Consider the following 18,371-nt stretch of genomic DNA (forward strand, 5'->3'; position numbering starts at 1 on the left):
GTGATCAAAGTTCAATATAGCTATTGTTATAGAGCGAGTAAATGGACTAGGCGGACGAGCTAGATGAATATACACACTTTTGATAATCATTATGTTACTTGCCCTATTTGCCAAAGAAATAACCGGACACAGCCTGTTAAAACTTATAAAGGCTTATTTACCTGTCCATATTGTCAGGAAAGGCTTGTAGTTTGTAAAAGTGGTCACTACGTCCGTGATCCGTTTACTTGGAAACAAATTATGATTTCTTCAGCATTGCGTCGTCAAAGCCGACCTTTAGCGAGGATGATCAGAGATTTACTTCTTTTCAAAGGGTCTTTAGTCGCTTTGGCTATGGGGAGTGTGATTTTATTGACTACGGTTTTGATGACTCAGGAAAAAACAAGCGACAATATCCCATTGGTTCCAGGAACTGAGAATGTGAATGAGCGATGAGTAACGAATGATGAGTACCGAGTAATAACAGGACTTACGCAAAACAGAACGGAAGTAGGGGTAATTCATGAATTACCCCTACGCAAGAATCAGGTTTTGAGTTCAATCTTGCGTAAGTCCTATAATAAGTGAAAATCCGAGTCAAGCACTCAATACTCAATACTTGGTACTCAATACTTATTGCTGTCTTTTGTGATTAATTGCCAACCTTCGGCTTGATCAACTACTTTGATAGATTTAAGTTTGAGGGTTTCTAAAGCAGAGGTGTTCAAGAGGAAATAGGGCTGGCTATTGTATTGCCAATAATATAGCAGTTCACCAGTAGAAGCGGGAGTAATGATGCGATCGCTATAAAAATTCAACGATGAACGAGAATAAGGAAAAGATGTGTAGATTTCCTTGGCTTGTGGACTGGCACTAGCTATCATTGTAGCGACTGGTTTAACTGGATAAGCCTCTCCCAATTCCCACACCCAATAATTAGATTTCATCAACAACAGCAGGGAAATATAACTTCCCCACACCAAAATTTTCAAAAATTGCCGATCACCTCGCTCTGCTAAAATCGCCGCTAAAGTCATAGTCATAGCTACTGCGGCCAAAATGATCTGTAAGTCTGTTTTACCGCTGACCCAACTAAAATAAATACTACCAGCGGAAGCCACCACAGCCAAGATTGCAAAACTAGTCACCCAAGCACGGGGATAGGATGAAAATAAACGTAATTTCTCTATCTCTGCTAACTGGAAACCAAAAGCTAATGCCAAGCTGGGATAAATGGGGAAGACATACCAAGGTAGTTTAATGCTAACGAGGGAAATAAGCAGTAAATAAACACCAGTCCAAACAATAATCAGTTTTGCCCAGCTAAGATTCCTATTTTCCCAGGTAAAGCGCACAGTTTGCGGTAAAAATACGAGCCAAGGCCATGTCCATTTGATAATTTCTAACAGATAATACCAAAATGGTTCATGGCGACCACTTGCAACAGCCGCCGTTTGATGAAATGGTTGATTCACCGCATCAATTTGCGAAAAAGGATAACCATAGTGCAGTAGTTGGGCAGCGTACCAACCCATCACAGGTAGAATACCAATGAAGATTGCTATCCACAGATAGTAACTAGTGAGTAGTCTGGGTGTATCCCAAAAGAGAAAGACCACAGCAATAGAACCTAATAAGATGCCCACCATGCCTTTAGTTAGGCAAATTAACCCAAAACTGATACCGATACCAAGACAGTAGCGTAAGTCTCGGCGCGATCGCAACACACACAACATCATCACCATCAACAGGCTTACCACTACCCCATCCAACATTGCTAACCTGCCATGACGCACTACCGGTAGCATTGTCAAATAAATCAAGGCGCTATAAATAGCTACCCAACGTTGGCGAAAAACCTCTCTACCCATACAATACAGTAAAGGTACAGACATAGCTGTCAAAATTGCACCAGGTAAGCGAGTTGTCCATTCATTCACACCACCCAGAGAGTAAACCCAAGCAATCAGCCAATGCATGAGGGGTGGCTTGCTATGGTATGGTTCGCCTCCCAAGGTAGGGTAAAGCCAGTGCATGGAACCTGCTGGAGCCTGCCAAATTTCTCTAGCAACTTGTGCCACAGTCCCTTCATCCCAATCTCGTAGCGGTATTCCTCCCAGATTGATGCTAAACAGTAACACCGCTGCTAACAGCAATACCATCAGCCATATCCAATCAATCCATTTGTCAACTGCGCGATGTTGTTTTTCGAGATGAGTCCAAATATAGCTTCCTTCAGGCATATTCTATGCTAATCATTTTACTCGCTGGTTTGATTACATAGAGACCAGAGTCAATCTCCAATGTTGCCACACAGTCACAAACCATTTTCACTAGCAATGGCTAGATCCCAAATTAACTCAGTTTTCTCTGAATAATGATAATTTTTTGAACAAAATTTTTCTTATTTATTTTTTAAAGAAGTTAACAAGCATTTTTCCCGTTAAATGATATAAAGAATACAAACTGCCACTGGTCAATTTCCCTGAAGGAGTCTGTCAATGCGCTTACCATTTATTTTAGATGTAGCCCTAGGTTTAATTTTTATTTACTTAATTTTAAGTTTATTAGCCGCAGAAATTCAAGAACTAATGGCTACAGTATTACAGTGGCGAGCTATACATTTAAAAAAATCAATTGAAATTCTCCTGGCTGGAGATGTTAAAAACTCACAAGCCAAGGACGTAATTGAACTAGTCAATAAAATTTATAGTAATCCTCTAATCAAAAGTATCAATCAAGAAGCAAAAGGATTTTTCTCTGTCTTACCAAGAAAATTAACTTGGTTAATAGCTGATATAACTCGTCCAATGCGAAAATTATTGTCTAAATCCCCACAGGGAGAGAAGACCTTTGATCAGGGACACAGTGGGCCTTCATATATTGGAGGGGATACTTTTGCTGCGACTCTCATAGAAGAATTACAACTACCAAAAATTATCCATAGTTTAACAGAAGTAAGGCTAGAAAAATTCAAAACCCAACGGTTGCAGGAAGTGGAAACAATTTTAACCAAATCCCTAAGACAAATAGAACTTACCGAATTATCAAATCATATTACCCAAGACATAAACGAGGATTTTGAAAATCTCAAGGCAGAATATACAACTATTGTGACTGATTTTAAAGACAATAAAATTGATATCGATACCAGCGTTAATCGGATGAAAGAAAGTTTAGAAAAATATATAGATAATTTTCAAGCGAATATAGATGAGGAAAACAAAATATTGATAGAAACATTGCAGCGATTGCAAGCTTTCTGTAAACATATTTTTGCCAATACTGAGGAAGCAATAATAGTAGGAGGATTAAAGCCTAACATCAACGAAATTGTGCAACTAATGAATACAAGTAACGCTGTGTATAAAGAAATGAAGACAGCCTTACAAGGTGAAGATAATCAAACATATCAAACGATTAACCAATTGATGGACAGTTTACCACCTGCCATCAGAGACAATATCGAAACCATAGCCAAACGAGCGCAATACAGAGCTAAAAGCACAGAGGAAGGTATTCACATCTTAAGAAGAGAAATTGAAAACAGTTTTGATAGTTCCATGCAGCGAGCAGGTGGTGTTTACAAACGAAATGCTAAAGGAGTCGCAATTTTACTTGGTATTGTCCTAGCTTTTGGAGCTAATGCAGATACCTTTCATATCATTGATCGCTTATCGAAAGATACGGTATTGCGAGAAACCATTGTTTATAAAGCCGAAAAAATAATAGATCAACAATCTGGTTCTACCAACTTAGACAAGATAGATACTCCGCAAATTTTAGAGGATGTTAATTTCCCAATTGGTTGGACAGATGATAACTTAAAAGAGCAACTGGAAAGGAAAGCAGTCAAGATTAATGGTTGGCCTGTTATCAACGTATTCAGGATGATTTTTGGTTGGCTAATCAGCGGTTTGGCTATTGCCATGGGAGCGCCATTTTGGTTTGATTTACTTAGTAAAGTGATGAATGTAAGAAATGCAGGTAAATCTCCCAAATCATCTTGATAGTCTAGATAGTAATTAATTAGTAATTGGTAAATCGAGGAATTAGAGTATTTCTATTTTTATCTCATGTTCTTTATTACTCATAGATTAAAAGATGAACATTACTTTTAAATTCCATTCTTTTTCCTGACGAATTATATCTATTTGACGGATAAATTCTCGTAAATAAAACCGTCTTTCTACTTCTGATAAATCTAACCAAAATTGGGGAATAGAAACAGCTTCAGCCACAGAACGCAAATTTACAGGTGGAAGAGTTGCTAACTTAGCTTGGAGTTGAGAAATTTCTGTGCAGAGTTTATAAGCCCTGATTTTGGCTGTTTCTGTATCTAAAACTCCAGTTTCTATCAATGTCGGTAGCTGTTGGAGGATTTCTTGCTGACGAGCAATGTGATCACTTAAACTATTTTTAATAGCATCCAGTTGAGGAAAATTCATCCCTGCTACCGCTAAAGGTAAGTCTCGGCAAACAATTTCAATTGTCTTTTCTAAAACTTCTGAGTAAGAAATAGCACGACATTTAGGAATTTGGGGACAGTCTGTATTGCGTAAATACAAATACTCCTTATCTTGATATCGCTGAGTAACACGAGTAACTGTCATCTGAGACTGACATTGGTTGCAAAGAACTAACCCAGCTAAAGAACGAGGCGCACTAGCGGTACGAGATGGTAAACGGCTATTGCGGCGTAAGAGTCTGTCAACTTGTGCTGCTTCTTCCCTAGAAATAATTCCCACATGGGTATCAGAAATAATTTCACTATTTTGATATGCTGTGTCGCCCCGATAAACTGGATTTGTTAACCAACGCCTTCCTGTAGTGACAGAGATTTTTTTACCGTATTTTTTCGCTAAGTGACGAACTGAACCACGTAGAGAACCATAGAGTAAAAAATTATCAAAAAATTCTTTGACTACAGGTGAAGTACTGCGGTCAATTATATATTTACCTTGACCTCTACGGTAGCCGTAAGGGACTTTACCAGGCGGTGGAGAGGCTTCGAGACGATTTCGGGCGTGTCCTTGGCGGATACTGCGACTACGTTGTTGTCGTTGGATTTCTTGCAGTAAATTCAGTAATTCGACGCGGAATTTAGCAGATTCGGAAGTGTATGCTTGTTCTGTAGCAATTACCATTACCCCCATTGCTTCTAATTGGTTGAGATAATTTGTTACTTGTGTGATTGTGTCCCCTAATTCTTCTAATCGGCGAATCAGCAGATAGTTGACTGGTTCTGCTTCACAGTCATTTAGTAATTGTTGTAATTGCGATCGCCTAACTTGTCCAGAGGACTGTCCCAAATCCTGATATACTCGATCTACCTCCCAACCCCAACTAGCTTCATCGGGAGCAGTTTCTAAAAGGGGATCACTGTAAATATAAGCAATGATTCTCATTTAGTTATGATTAATATACTCTTTGTCCTCGATAGTTACCCGGTGGACTGTAGCGACAAACCAAAATATCCTTACCACCACCACGCGCAACTCCACAACCAACAGCAGCAAGAATTTATTATTGACTTAGTTCAATAATATTCCCATCTGGGTCTTTGGTGAATAAAGCAGGACGACCAGAAGCACTAGCTTGAATGGGATAATTCTGACTCAGTAATTCTGCTTTTGCTGTTTCTAAGTCAACAACCGAGAAAGCAACGTGCGGGTTACGTCCCCATTTTTCGTTTTGATTTGCGGTGGGGACAGATGACGAAACAATTAAATGCAATTGATAATCACCAATTTGATACCAAGCACCAGGATATTTGAGAATGCGGTCTATTTTAGCTAATCCTAATACTTTGCCATAAAACTGTTCTGAGCGTTCTAAGTTGGTGACGAGTATAGCAGTATGAAGACCTTGGTTAATTTGCATTTTTTTTAATATGGTAGTGAGTATATTTAGATTTTATCCTAACTGCAAATTAGAACATTTTTCCAAAAAACTAGCTGCTTTTTTTTCGGCATCTGGATTATTAATATGTGTTAGTGTTGGTCGAATAATACCGTTAAATAAATCATCTAAACCATAGGGAGTCAAAAATTGCCATTCTCCCTGTTTATCAATGCGGACTCCTACAGCAGTTGCAGTGTGCAGCCAATTTGTAATGCCATTTTCTGTACTATCAAAAGTCATACTTCCATCCCGCCAACGCCCAAAGCTGGCTTGATTTTTGACATCAAATTCATGTTCTGGAAATTGTGTTTTTAAAATAGATTTAGCAAATAATTCTTGTTCACGATTTCCTGTGTCGTCAAAGAAAGCAATATCAAAATCTTTGATAAATAAATTACATTCTTTGCCAAAAAGGGAACGCCAAACTGTATTTCTGACTGCACCCCCAGCTAACCACCAGTTAGGTAAATCGAGTTGGGCTATTGCAGGTAAAACGGTGGCAACAATTGAATTAGAGAGAATAATTTGTAGTTGTGTATTATTCATAATTTAATGTTTTTTTCAATTCTTTATCCTATCTCATTAATCCAAGTTTGAATAGCACTGAGTAAGTTTGGCTGATTTGCTGGAAAACCTTTTAATGGTGTATCTAATGGTTGTTCGGTGATAAAGGCAATATGTAATACATCTGTTAGTTTATTGCAGAATGTTATCATTGTCTGATTTGGTTCGCAGTTGTTGATAATTAAAACTAGGTTTTCTGTTTGCAGATGATTTTTAATTTGGGGAATTATTCGTTTTACTTGAGGTGCGTTCTTAACTGCGGGAATTTCTGGATTTTCGGGACAAGCTGTAAAGTAAATTTGGTTGCAGATTTCTTGAGATATTTCTATGATATCTGTTTCGTTTTGGAGGGTTTTTAGGTTGAGGGGAAGGGAATATATTTTGTTTGTGGGTTGGAGTTGGGTGAGGAGGGAATGGGTATTTGTAAATTGGTTTTCTAGGTTTTGAATTGTAGATGGTTCACCGTGCCAAGCGTAGTAAAATTCGGGATAGGTCATGTTTTGGGCGCAATGCCAGATGACATCTTCATACAAATGAATAGGGGAAAATCGAGAACTATTTAAGTTGCTATTTAACTTTATGACAACATTTTTAAGCTGTTCTGGTTGTAAGATATTTTTCAAACTATCTGCTGCTGACCAATACATATTATTATCTTCAGATGCTAAGTACAGTATTTTTAATATAATCTCCAAGGCTTGTTCATTACCTGGATCAATTTTGCCTAAACTTTCTGCTGCTAACATAATGAAATATTCATCCATGTCTTTTGAATTTAGTAAATCTTCTAATGCCTTGATTGCTTGTTTATTACCGGGATCAATTTTTCCTAAAGCTTCAGCTACAATCCGACGATTATAAGTATCTAAATTTGTTGATTCTAATATTTTAATCAATTGATCAATCTCCTTCGTATTACCTTTTTTAAGGGGAAGTAAGATTTGTTTGATAGCTGTCTCTAACTCGCATTCATCAAGGTTATTTAACTCTAACACTTCTACCAATGCTTCTAGGGGTGGTTTATTCTGAATTTGAATTAATATTTTGTTTAATGAGCCATAATGATAATCTAATTCATCATCTCTTTCTCTGAGGTAATAAGCCAAATCTTGACTAATAAACATATTTATTAAATGGAAAATTATTATTCTATTTGCATTTTTTAACCAAGATTGATGGCTTTTTCTTATGAATTCCTTAAGTTTTTTTTCATCTTTGCCTTTTAATTCCAATACTTTTAATAAAGTATTAATACTTTTTTCTGAATTTGTACAAATTTTTCTTAATGCTTCGATAATTAGACTAGAATAATAATTACTTAAGCCTGGCGCAATCAGCAGCTTACCCAAATCCTCAATTACCCTTTCATGACCCACGGCAATTTTTTCTAAACTCTTGATTGAGTTCCATACAATGGGGTAATGTTGATTTTTATCTAAAAATTGTTTACTCTTAAAAAGAGTATCCATTAAAATATCAATTGCTTTTGTGCGATGTGTCTCTTCAATAACTTCAAAAAATTGCCAATTCAAGATTTGTTGTACTATTTTATCCGATTGTGAGCAATTTTGAAACTCAAAAATACCTGCTGCTGCTAAACAATAAGCTCTTTTATTATAAAAGCGCCATTCTCCATAAGTATCATCAAATTCCACCAAAGCTTGAATGAACTCTTCCTTATAATTTTTGTTGATAGAGTTACGTCCAAACCATAATAAAATTACTTCCTTCCATTTACCTTCAAAAATGCGATAAACACAATCTTGATTGTTATGTTTAATAAAAGGATTAGGATTAGCATTATTATGATTTAACAAATAATGCCAATCGTCAATAACTAACGCTGCAAAATATTCCTGAAAATTAGCATGAAAGAAAGCATAAACAGTTTCATCACTACTCGCATCTCTATCTACCAAATTTAACCAACCTACATTACAAGATAAGTCAAATAAATCTTGACCCATTTTTTGAACTGCTAAACTTTCATTTAGTCTAAATCTAGCATCGCTGTTAATTCCTGTTAAAGCTAATTTACCTAATGCTTGATGTAATTCTTGTTTTAAAGTATAGTTGAAATTTTGAGGGACTAACTTACGTTTCCAATCATAAAAATACTGAGTGTATAAACCAAAAAGTTCTGCTTTAGTTTCTGGTAAATCACTATGCTGATTGTTGGAAAATATCTGACATAAAAGAGATAATCTTAAAGGATTGGTAACTAATTCATAAATACGCTCTTTTCCTGGTTCTCGTAATTTCCTATTTAGTTCCTCACCACGCTGTATTTTATCTTCATCACATTTAAACCATTCTTCAATAAATTTATCAACATCTTCAGGTTTAAATTCCTGAGTTTTATAGGTATCAAAACCAGATAATTCATTATTAGTAAGACTTGCATCCCAAACATTTAACCGACAAGTTAAAACTACTCGCGCTTGTCCTAACCAGTCTGTCAATGCTTGAGAAATTTTCCTTAATGCTTCTCTTGGTGAAGATTCTCCAATTTCATCTACACCATCTAACAGTAACCAAACACCACCTTTATAAAAGCGTGACTTTAGCTGTTCCTCTATTTCTGAAGTAGGCTTAAAATCTGGATTAACTAATCTCATTGCATGAGGTAGCCATTTTTCGAGTAGATATTGTTCTAATGTCATCTTTTCCAAGCTACTGAGAGATATAAAAATGGGTAACTCTTTATTTTCTTGTTTGATATATGAAGCAACAGCACTTAATAAAGTTGTTTTACCTGCTCCCGGTTCTCCAACTATAGCAATATGCTTGTTTTTCCCAGTAGGATTTTGATTTATTACTTGTTCTAGAAAATCTTTATGTTCGTAAATTTTAGCAATGACTTCTTTTTCTAATTGATAAATGTCTCTTCTGTCAACATCCTCATCTCGTCGTTGTTGCTGTTTGCGTTCTACTAAACCAAGCAGTACATGAACATTTACCTCAAATCCCATTTCTGAAGCTTTGCGTCTGATGTATTGTTCTTGATCTTCTCGTTTTGTATGACAGACTTGCAACCATTCGTCATTATTTAAAATGGGTATCTGAACATTAGGATTTTGTTGTAACTTTAACCATGCATTAAATTCTTTATTCCATAAGTCATCGAAAACATTTTTCCAAGGAGATTCATCACCTTTAGGTCGTCCGCGTTTATGAGCTTTATGACCAAATAAGTCACAAATTTTTCTTAAATATTTTTGTAATTCTTGTTCATCAATGTCTAAATGTTTATCATTCGCAATTTCTGTATTTTGTAGTTCTGCATTTTTACGATCAAATCTACATAAAAATATCCGTCTATATTCATCGAATAACTGATATTTCGTAGCAATTTCTTCTAAGAAACTTTCTTCGATATCAATATTGTTTTGGAATGAGTTCATATTCTGCTAAATAGGGTTACTTGTGAGTAACTGTAAACTCAATATCATTAGAGTTCAATTAAGGATAACCGTAGGTTGGGTAGAGTGATAGCGAAATCCAACAAATACCCCAAAATGTTGGGTTTCTTTCCTCAACCCAACCCACAAAAATTTACATACATGAATTCAGCATAATAAAAAAATATTAGCTGTCAATATTTTTTGATGAAATTGCATATTTTTATTTAAGTGATATTAATTTGATATTTAATTGATATTTTTTGCATATTTTATTAATTTGTGACTTTTGTAATGATGAATGAGTCGTCAAAACTTAGGGTTTATTCTGATATGCTACAACCTAAACTCAACCTGCTCTCCAACCACTATACTAAACTTGTCAAAGAAAACGGTATTGAATATCTTGAAGATAGTCGTAATATTCGGCTTCCTAGCATCACACCACACAAAATGAGCGGAATTGATCGTGAGATTACCCTAGAATCCAGAAGCAGTCTTATTGAAAAACATCTTCCCGGAACAAAAAAATCCCAAAGAGAACTTGAAACTGAAGGAATGGCTTTTCTCTTTAACGATGAACAAACAATGAAAAGAGTTGCATCGGAAATAAAACTTAGAGGAGAACCTACAGGAATAGAAGATACAGAAGATAAATATGAGCGTTATGGATTATATTTTGCCGAACAAATTGGTTATATACTAAAAGCAGACGGTACTCGAATCCCCCTGCATTACGGTGAAATAAAAATTAAGAAAACTACAGGCAAATATCATGTCATACCTCGCACAAAACCCCGTACAACCTACTGAAATCACTCAAATATCAGAACAAGAAACTGAATGGGAGTTTGCAGAAATTTGGGTAGATACTCTAATATCTCCTCCTTATATTCTAATGTTAGTCAAAGAACAATCAGGAAAATTCTGTATCCATAACCCTGCACAAAACTATAAAATCATCTTTACCAGTGACAATTATGAAGCTGCTAAAATGTGGCTATTAGAGGATGAATATGAAAGATTGAATAGTCGTATTTTACAAGAAGATTCTGATCAATAAAGATTAAAAATATTATAGCCTGCCTCCTCCTCGCTTGCGGGGAGGGAGTTGGGGGTGGTTTTTTGTATTTTACTCAACTGAGAACTGCTATATTTAGGTATAATTTAGAAGTTGGTAGCAAAAGCTTAATCAGTCTCACCCGTGGGTTTCTAGGCAATTAGGATATTATAAAAATAGCGATTACTAGGTCGCGCTTACACTATCGCAAAAGGTAAATCAGATGTCCTAGAAATACCAATAGTTCAACAAATCATGAGGTGGGATATGACAGTATTAAGAGAATCACCCTGGTATAACGAAATCCTCAAACAAGGTTTGCAGCAAGGTGAACAACAAGGAGAAGCAAATTTAATTATTCGCCAATTATCAAAACGTTTTGGTAATCTAGATACAGCAATTGCATTACAAATTCGCCAGTTATCAAGTCCCCAATTAGAAACATTAGGAGAAAGTATTTTTGATTTTTCTGCTATGGCTGATTTAGAAACCTGGTTACAACAAAATACTGATTAAAAAAGTTAAAATCTGGTAAGTGATTAAGGCATCACTTTAGATTACTATTCACTTCCGTATTCTTGCGTCAAAATACAAGAATTTCTAGTATGAAAAGTATGGTTAATCTGGATTAATTCATAGTTATAATAACAGGTAAATATAACCAATTACCACCAAATTGTAGAGAAGTTGTTTGCAACATCTCTACAGAATTTAAAAGAAATTTCAATTTCTTTTTTGTGGTTAGTTATCCTGTTGTAATTAATGTTCAGAACCTTTATCAACACCTGTATGCACAGTTTTTACCCATTTTAGGCGTTTGGGACGAACTGACATCCGGGCAGTGGTGCTACTCATAACTACTAACCAGTGCAACATATAAATACTGCCGCGAATGGTTTGGAGAAGTAACACAAAATAGTTAGATGTTTGCTGATCTTGGCGTGTCCGTTTCAAACCAGCAAACATCCCTACAAAAGACATTGTAACTGACAAACCAGTTACAGGAGCTAACATAGGTGGACGATGGCGAATTACTGACATTAATAAATCTGGTATTACTGCTGTCGGTAAGATATACATAATCAGCAGAAAAATCAGTAAATCCCAGGTTTTCCGCGTCCCCATTCGGTTTTTGAGGATCAGATTCCAGTAATCTAAATAACGCTGATAACCACCTTCAGCCCAACGGTTGCGTTGATGCCAAAGTGCGATCGCATTTGTGACTCCTTCTTCTTGAACTGGGGGATAGAACATACATTCAATATCCCATTTATCCAGATTCAGCCGAATTGTCAAATCTAAATCATCGGTGATTGTTTCCTCATTCCAGCCACCGCAGCTATCCAAAGCTTGACGACGGACAAATTGACCATTCCCCCGCAATTCACCAAGTCCACCAATAGCAGTACGTTGTTGTTGAAACCAGGTATCAACTGCCATTTCTGCCATTTGTCCCTTAGTCCAAAAATTTTCTTTGGCGTTAGCGATCGCTTTTCGCACCTGCACCGCTCCCACCTGTTCTTTTTGGAACAAAGGTACTACCTGTAATAGTAAATCTGGGTTAACTTGAGCATCGGCATCAAATACAGCAATGATGTCCCCCTTAGTCATAGGTAAGACTTGATTCAAAGCACCTGATTTACCACCTGTCGCTTCCGGTGAACGTCTGAGTACCTTGAGTTGCTTGTATTCCTGCGTTAGTTGTGCTAATAACTGCGGCGTGCTGTCGGTACTGTTATCGTCAATAATCCAGACTTCATATTCGCCATTGGCATATTCCAGACTACAAAGGCTTTTAACCAACCTGCCAATTACTGCTTCTTCATTTTTTGCAGCCACCAACAAAGAGACACAAGGCAAATCTCCCTGTATTTCTTTAGCGTGATGGCGGGGTCTAGCAAAAATAATCCCCAAGGCGTGAATGCCTAAGACAGTAGTGAGTCCGAGAATGAAAATAGAACCCCAGGAAACTAAATGTAGAGCGATCGTCCCACCCCAGACTATAGTCAAGACTAGGGCGGCTTTGGGTCTACGTTGTTGGAACTGGGATGATGGTAATAAAGACACAGCATTTGGCTCTACCACAGATTCCTCTTCTGCCGATAGGTCAGACAGTAGGGAATTAAGCGGATCAGAACTTCCGTTATAAGATTCGTTTTCAGGCCAGGAATTCGCTGGCATAGTTACTTGATTTAAAAACCAGTATTTGTCTACACCGCTCTCTGAAATTTATTCAAATTTACTTACACAAATTTGATGTTCAGTTCCTACTTAAGTTTTGATCTCTCAGTAGGTTGACAGGGCAGAGCTATCCCTGTTGACGGTAAACAACCGTTAGTTATCTCCTTAATATACATCAAGGGATGTCTTTCCCGATTTTTGAGAATCTTGAAAAACCACCTAATTCAATTTGGTCTATTTTTTTTAGTGTGTGCAAAGACACATTTTTATGGGAATACTATTGATGAAAACCAAATATACCCAGTTGTTAGCTAAGTGGAGGAATCTTAAACAATGTCTATAGATCAACTACAGCCTGTAACTCAGCAACAAGCAAGCGTCTATCTCCCTTATATTCAGCAAAGCAAACGAAATTTCTTGCCTTATGCTATCAGTCTTTATCAAAAAGGCTTTGTGGAAGGACATCGCAATATTGAAGGCAGTGATAATATTCCCTTTATCGCTACCTGGAATGTTGCTACCCTACCATCAGACCTCACCCGCTGCCGAATCCAGTTTGATGGCAATGCTGAATTAGGTTACGAAGTGATGATGGCAAGTTTTGAGTTTATTAATTTCTTAATTGAATTAATGGAAAACCATAAGCGCCAAAAAATTAGCGATTTTTCTATAACCTTTTACCGCAAACTGCTGCGTGTAGAAGAATAAGAGGAGACAGGGAGCAGGGTGTAAGGGCCAGGGAGTAGGGGAGACATTGACCCATTACCGTTCGGCTGACGCTCACGGCGGAAGCCAATTGCCTATCACCCAATCCCCAATGATGCGTCAGCCTTCCATCAGAAGCAACTAAAATTAGGAAACACCTAGCTGGGTTCAACAGACTTTTGAAATTAGGAGTGCATGGCGTGCCAACATCTGCTAAATATTTGCTGATTGGATCAGTAGAGACTTACAGTGGTAAATCCGCAACAATTTTAGGGTTGTCTCATCAGCTAAAGCAAAAAGGACTGGATATAGCCTACGGTAAACCACTGGGTACTTGTTCAAAGTCCGCAGATGGAACCTTAGTTGAAGAGGATGTTCAGTTCATTACTCAGAGCCTAGAATTACCGGAAAACCGCGTTGCACCGACTTTGTTAGCTTTAGATGAGTCCACTGTCCAAAAACGCTTACGTGGTGAGGATCAAACTAATTATCAGCAGTTACTAGGTCAGCATTATTTACAAATACCAAGAGGTGATTTGTTGCTGTTAGAAGGGCCTGGTGATTTACCAGAAGGTAATTTGTTTGGCTTGTCTATGCTGCAAGTTGCTGAAGTCTTAGATACTGCTGTGCTATTAGTACATCGTTATAAGTCAATGCTCTCAGTTGAAGCATTGTTGTCTGCTAAGAAACAGATAGGCAATCGCTTGATTGGTGTGGTAATCAATGAAGTTCCAGCCGCACAATTAGACTTATGTGATAGTCTCTTACGTCCATTTTTGGAACAAGAAGGAATTCCTGTACTAGCAATGCTGCCTAAAAGCGACTTGCTTCGCAGCGTTAGCGTGGGAGAACTGGTAAAACAGTTAAAAGCCGAAGTTCTCTGTCGCAGCGATCGCTTGGATTTATTGGTAGAAAGTCTGGCAATTGGGGCTATGAATGTGAATGCAGCTGTCAAGTATTTCCGCAAACGCCGCAATAAAGCGGTAGTTACAGGGGGCGATCGCGTGGAAATTCAGCAAGCAGCTTTAGAAACTTCTACCCAATGTCTGATCCTCACAGGACAATTACCACCTCCTACCTTTATCCTTAATCGCGCTGAAGAATTAGAAATTCCCATTTTGTCTGTTGACCTCGACACCTTAACCACAGTGGAAATTGTTGACCGCACTTTTGGTCAAGTCCGTGTCCACGAACCTCTCAAGGTAGAGTGCATTAGCCAGTTAATGTCCGAACATTTTGACATTAGCCGTTTGTTATCTCAACTAGGAATGAACCCGGCAGCGACTTTATCTTAAGTCTCATTATTTACCCCAATTACTAGTTAATCGCCCGCGTCAATCCTACCTTTGAGTTATCAGCCAGCAAACAATCTACCTTCACATCCTCGGCGTAATTCCTACTTTTTACTATTTGTCAACACGTTTTCAACCACAAAATCTTTGTTACCTAGCAAAGAAATTGAAAAAACGTAGCAATCTGTAACTCTAGTTGGCTTCCCACCTACACGCTGTTTGGTAGAATATCTGGGTTGTTTAATCTGATCACTCCATCTTTGAGCCAGTCAACCGACATCATCAACCTTGATACATTAGCGCAAGAACTAGCAACAATCCAGCAAACAGGTTCTAAACGAATCGCCTTGTTGGGTTCTCGTCATGTGCCAATTACTCATCAAAATCTCATTGAAATGATGACTTATGCCCTAGTTTTATCGGGCAATCGGGTCATCACTTCCGGTGCTACAGGTACTAATTCAGCTGCCATTCGGGGTGCAACACGGGCTGATGCAAACTTGTTGACGGTAATCCTACCCCAGAGTTTGGAACGCCAGCCCCATGAATCGCGCCAACAACTAGAAGAAGTCATGCATCTAGTTGAAAATCCCAGCAATGACAATCTATCTTTGGCTGAGGCAAGTTATTTGTGTAACAAGGAGATTGTCTCCCGTTGTCAACAACTGATCTGCTTTGCTTTTCACGACAGCCGCACCCTGCTGCAAACTTGTGGAGACGCAGAAGAACAAAGAAAAGTGGTGACACTGTTCTACTTTGACTAAAGTGAAACGTAGTCTCCACATAGCTAATGATAGAGATGGGAAATTACCATTGGGTACTGGGTAATGTTTTTTCTGAATTACCTAGTACCCCTTCGCACTTACTTACCAAAAACTACTACCAATATTTTTTAGGTTAATGTCTCTATTGCAACTGCCCATACCTGTTATTTTTCTTTACTCTATTGCTGCTGCCGTTGGGCTAATTTATGTACCTTATTTATTGGTAGCCTACGGTCGGGCGCGGGTTGGGTTTGATCTTTCTGCGCCTCGTGCCATGTTTGATAAATTACCGCCCTATGCTCAAAGAGCTACCTGGGCGCATCAAAACTCCTTTGAGGCGTTTATGATTTTTGCAGCTGCTGCGCTCATGGCTTATGTAACAGGAGTGAATTCTTCCCAAGCAGGAATGGCTGCAATCGCATTTATCCCGGCTCGGTTGCTATACTCTTTCTTCTATATTGTGAATATACCTCTTTTGCGATCGCTCATGTTTGGCATCGGCTCTTTTAGCTCTGGAACCCTCTTCTACCTGAGTATCATGCAAGTTAGAGGATAGGAGATTGGGGAAATGGTGAGATTAATAATCCAATCACCATATGCCTAACGGCAGGCTACCGCCAACACCAATCACCAATTCCAAATTCCAAAATTAAACATCTCACATCCAAAAATCTGTTATGGCTTCTACTTTTTCTTTTGACATTGTGAGCGACTTTGACCGCCAAGAATTAGTCAATGCTATTGATCAAGTAGTGCGAGACATCAAAAGCCGTTACGATCTCAAAGATACGAAAACGACTGTCGAGTTAGGCGAAACAACCATTACAATCAGTACCGACAGCGATATGACTTTAGATGCTGTACACGGCATACTGCGGGAAAAAGCCGCTAAACGCAACCTCTCACAAAAAATCTTTGATTTTGGCAAAGTTGAATCTGCCAGTGGTAATCGCGTCCGTCAAGAAATTACCCTCCAAAAAGGCATCAGTCAAGAAATTGCCAAGCAAATTTCCAAATTGATTCGTGACGAATTTAAAAAAGTGCAAGCCTCAATTCAAGGTGATGCCGTGCGGGTTACAGCGAAAGCCAAAGATGACCTGCAAACTGTTATTTTGCGACTGAAGCAAGAAGACCTTCCTGTAGCTTTGCAATTTACAAACTATCGTTAGAAACTAAGCTGTTACGCACCTAGTTTTTTAACCGACTCTAGGCTAGAGAAGAGTTTTAGCCTCTCAATTATATGATTTAGATGCGCGACAGCTTAGGAACTGGGGAGAACTGGGGACTGGGGACTGGGTATTGGGCATTATTGGGCATTAATTATTCTTCCCCTGCACCCCGCACCCTGCCCCTCTGCCTCTTCTTCCCCTGCCTCTAACTACTTCCTGTACCAATACTTTTTTGAAACGCAGGGCGTTCATTTATTTGCTGGATATATTTCAACACCGCTGGGTAGGCACTCAAATCTAGCTTCAACATGATGGGAATATACGCGAGTATAGATCCCACAGCTACATCGGCAACAGTAAATTCATGACCCAGCAAGAAAGGTTGTTGCCCTAATAGTTCATTTAGGGAAGTTAATAAGCGTGGCATTTCCCTCGCCCGATTAACTTCCACAAAAATTCCTATAGCCAAACTGGAATTGCCAAATAATACCCACTGAGAAATTATGGCGCGTTCCTCTAGTGACAATGTCTTATTGCCATGCTTTTCGGCAAGATACAACAAAATTGCCCCAGATTCCCACAGTTGAAAATCGCCATCAACAATTGCTGGTACTTTACCTATAGGGTTAATTGCTAGGTACTCAGGTTGTAGGTGTTCACCTGCTTTCATATCCAGCAGGACAAACTCATAGGGAACTTCTAATTCTTCTAAATACCATTGGACAATTGATGCACGGCTAAAATTGCCACCGTAAAGTTTTAGCATAATTACCTAAAATTAAAGAACTTTATGTGTATGGGAATGCTGTTTAATGTTGTCTTCTTTGCTAACAACTCTGGCAGCATTTAGTACTCGTTTACGTTCTGTAGAATAATTGAAATCGCTTTTAGTTACACCTACGGGTATAAATGATTGGGCTGATTGACGACGCTTGTAAGTACGAGCAGCAGAAAATGCTCTTAGCACAAATTCATCTCCGAACTGCGCTGACTCTGGAAGTCCATGAGGTAAAACCAGTGTATCACCTTCTAAAATAGCGCCTAGAGTAGTTGCATAAGCAAGCTTGTAGGATGTAGGGATGCCTTTTAATATCGCTTCCAAGGCTGCTGAAGGAATAGGTTCTATAACTTCAATTTGATGCACTTCACCATCATCTTTGTAAAAGCAAGTTGCCAAACCGATCACAATGTAATCATCGGCTGTGAGGTCGGGAGCATTTGGATAAGAAATTGCTGTTGTCATGGAAAAATTCACTCAATAATTTAAATCTAGGGAAATGGGGAGGATCAGGCAGATGGAGGACGGGTAGAATTTTGATCTTTGCTTCTGCTGTCACCTAAATTTCCAGGCT

Annotated in this window: 19 protein-coding genes; 11 read left to right on the forward strand and 8 right to left on the reverse strand. The window is 38.2% G+C overall.

Translation table 11 applies throughout. The annotated features are described in order from the left end of the window. The first annotated feature begins 63 nt into the window (after window positions 1–63). A complete protein-coding gene (locus AC012T_RS17595) occupies window positions 64–435 on the forward strand; it encodes a hypothetical protein (RefSeq protein ID WP_487060051.1) in 372 nt (123 codons plus the stop codon). A gap of 170 nt (window positions 436–605) precedes the next feature. On the opposite strand, the gene AC012T_RS17600 is transcribed toward AC012T_RS17595, so the two are convergent. Beyond that, window positions 606–2,222 carry an ArnT family glycosyltransferase gene (locus AC012T_RS17600; protein ID WP_487060052.1) on the reverse strand — a complete coding sequence of 539 codons (1,617 nt, stop codon included), beginning with the start codon at window positions 2,220–2,222 and terminating at the stop codon, window positions 606–608. Between the two features lie 258 nt (window positions 2,223–2,480). Here AC012T_RS17600 and AC012T_RS17605 point away from each other — a divergent pair, with 258 nt between their 5' ends. Then, a complete protein-coding gene (locus AC012T_RS17605) occupies window positions 2,481–3,989 on the forward strand; it encodes a hypothetical protein (RefSeq protein WP_487060053.1) in 1,509 nt (502 codons plus the stop codon). 87 nt (window positions 3,990–4,076) lie between these two features. Here the strand turns inward: AC012T_RS17605 and AC012T_RS17610 are convergent, their stop codons facing one another. Beyond that, window positions 4,077–5,387, reverse strand: a complete 1,311-nt coding sequence (locus AC012T_RS17610; protein WP_487060054.1) for a recombinase family protein — start codon at window positions 5,385–5,387, stop codon at window positions 4,077–4,079. A 6-nt stretch (window positions 5,388–5,393) separates the two neighbouring features. Between AC012T_RS17610 and AC012T_RS17615 the strand changes: the two genes are divergently transcribed. Then, on the forward strand, window positions 5,394–5,525 hold the full coding sequence (locus AC012T_RS17615; RefSeq protein ID WP_487060055.1) for a hypothetical protein: 132 nt from the start codon (window positions 5,394–5,396) through the stop codon (window positions 5,523–5,525). On the opposite strand, the gene AC012T_RS17620 is transcribed toward AC012T_RS17615, so the two are convergent. Genes AC012T_RS17620 through AC012T_RS17630 form a run of 3 tightly spaced genes read right to left on the reverse strand, consistent with a single transcriptional unit; the run spans window position 5,506 to window position 9,851 of the window. Then, on the reverse strand, window positions 5,506–5,862 hold the full coding sequence (locus AC012T_RS17620) for a VOC family protein (protein ID WP_487060056.1): 357 nt from the start codon (window positions 5,860–5,862) through the stop codon (window positions 5,506–5,508). The genes AC012T_RS17615 and AC012T_RS17620 overlap by 20 nt on opposite strands. Before the next feature lie 33 nt (window positions 5,863–5,895). Further along, window positions 5,896–6,429: a nucleotidyltransferase family protein gene (locus tag AC012T_RS17625; RefSeq protein ID WP_487060057.1), complete on the reverse strand. Its 534-nt coding sequence runs from the start codon at window positions 6,427–6,429 to the stop codon at window positions 5,896–5,898. A 23-nt stretch (window positions 6,430–6,452) separates the two neighbouring features. Next, window positions 6,453–9,851 carry an NACHT C-terminal alpha/beta 1 domain-containing protein gene (locus AC012T_RS17630; protein WP_487060058.1) on the reverse strand — a complete coding sequence of 1,133 codons (3,399 nt, stop codon included), beginning with the start codon at window positions 9,849–9,851 and terminating at the stop codon, window positions 6,453–6,455. A gap of 330 nt (window positions 9,852–10,181) precedes the next feature. Here AC012T_RS17630 and AC012T_RS17635 point away from each other — a divergent pair, with 330 nt between their 5' ends. The 3 genes from AC012T_RS17635 to AC012T_RS17645 all read left to right on the forward strand — a co-directional run bounded on the left by AC012T_RS17635 (window position 10,182) and on the right by AC012T_RS17645 (window position 11,424). Further along, window positions 10,182–10,661, forward strand: coding sequence for a DUF6972 family protein (locus AC012T_RS17635; protein ID WP_487060059.1), 480 nt, complete (start codon window positions 10,182–10,184; stop codon window positions 10,659–10,661). After that, complete coding sequence (locus AC012T_RS17640) at window positions 10,624–10,911, forward strand: hypothetical protein (RefSeq protein WP_487060060.1); 288 nt, start codon at window positions 10,624–10,626, stop codon at window positions 10,909–10,911. Before AC012T_RS17635 ends, AC012T_RS17640 begins: the two co-directional genes overlap by 38 nt. A gap of 264 nt (window positions 10,912–11,175) precedes the next feature. Next, window positions 11,176–11,424 (forward strand): DUF4351 domain-containing protein, encoded by a 249-nt coding sequence (locus tag AC012T_RS17645; RefSeq protein WP_487060061.1) that lies wholly within the window; start codon window positions 11,176–11,178, stop codon window positions 11,422–11,424. A gap of 243 nt (window positions 11,425–11,667) precedes the next feature. Here the strand turns inward: AC012T_RS17645 and AC012T_RS17650 are convergent, their stop codons facing one another. After that, window positions 11,668–13,089: a glycosyltransferase family 2 protein gene (locus tag AC012T_RS17650; RefSeq protein WP_487060062.1), complete on the reverse strand. Its 1,422-nt coding sequence runs from the start codon at window positions 13,087–13,089 to the stop codon at window positions 11,668–11,670. A gap of 333 nt (window positions 13,090–13,422) precedes the next feature. On the opposite strand from AC012T_RS17650, the gene ebsA reads away from it, so the two are divergent. From ebsA to AC012T_RS17675, 5 genes are all read left to right on the forward strand, one after another. After that, on the forward strand, window positions 13,423–13,797 hold the full coding sequence (ebsA, locus tag AC012T_RS17655; RefSeq protein WP_487060063.1) for a type IV pilus biogenesis protein EbsA: 375 nt from the start codon (window positions 13,423–13,425) through the stop codon (window positions 13,795–13,797). A gap of 197 nt (window positions 13,798–13,994) precedes the next feature. Further along, the gene (locus AC012T_RS17660; RefSeq protein ID WP_487060064.1) at window positions 13,995–15,089 is read left to right on the forward strand and encodes a phosphotransacetylase family protein; all 1,095 of its coding nucleotides are present in this window, start codon (window positions 13,995–13,997) and stop codon (window positions 15,087–15,089) included. A 257-nt stretch (window positions 15,090–15,346) separates the two neighbouring features. After that, window positions 15,347–15,850: a DNA recombination-mediator protein A gene (locus AC012T_RS17665; RefSeq protein ID WP_487060065.1), complete on the forward strand. Its 504-nt coding sequence runs from the start codon at window positions 15,347–15,349 to the stop codon at window positions 15,848–15,850. 136 nt (window positions 15,851–15,986) lie between these two features. Continuing rightward, window positions 15,987–16,406: an MAPEG family protein gene (locus AC012T_RS17670; RefSeq protein WP_487060066.1), complete on the forward strand. Its 420-nt coding sequence runs from the start codon at window positions 15,987–15,989 to the stop codon at window positions 16,404–16,406. 121 nt (window positions 16,407–16,527) lie between these two features. After that, window positions 16,528–17,019 (forward strand): YajQ family cyclic di-GMP-binding protein, encoded by a 492-nt coding sequence (locus tag AC012T_RS17675; protein ID WP_015215560.1) that lies wholly within the window; start codon window positions 16,528–16,530, stop codon window positions 17,017–17,019. Between the two features lie 205 nt (window positions 17,020–17,224). Here AC012T_RS17675 and AC012T_RS17680 read toward each other — a convergent pair whose 3' ends face one another. Both AC012T_RS17680 and AC012T_RS17685 read right to left on the reverse strand, forming a co-directional pair. After that, the gene (locus tag AC012T_RS17680; protein WP_487060067.1) at window positions 17,225–17,785 is read right to left on the reverse strand and encodes a glutathione S-transferase family protein; all 561 of its coding nucleotides are present in this window, start codon (window positions 17,783–17,785) and stop codon (window positions 17,225–17,227) included. A 12-nt stretch (window positions 17,786–17,797) separates the two neighbouring features. After that, window positions 17,798–18,262, reverse strand: a complete 465-nt coding sequence (locus tag AC012T_RS17685; RefSeq protein ID WP_487060068.1) for a hypothetical protein — start codon at window positions 18,260–18,262, stop codon at window positions 17,798–17,800. Window positions 18,263–18,371: the final 109 nt, after the last annotated feature.

Source organism: Anabaena sp. EIM26, from assembly GCF_057568715.1.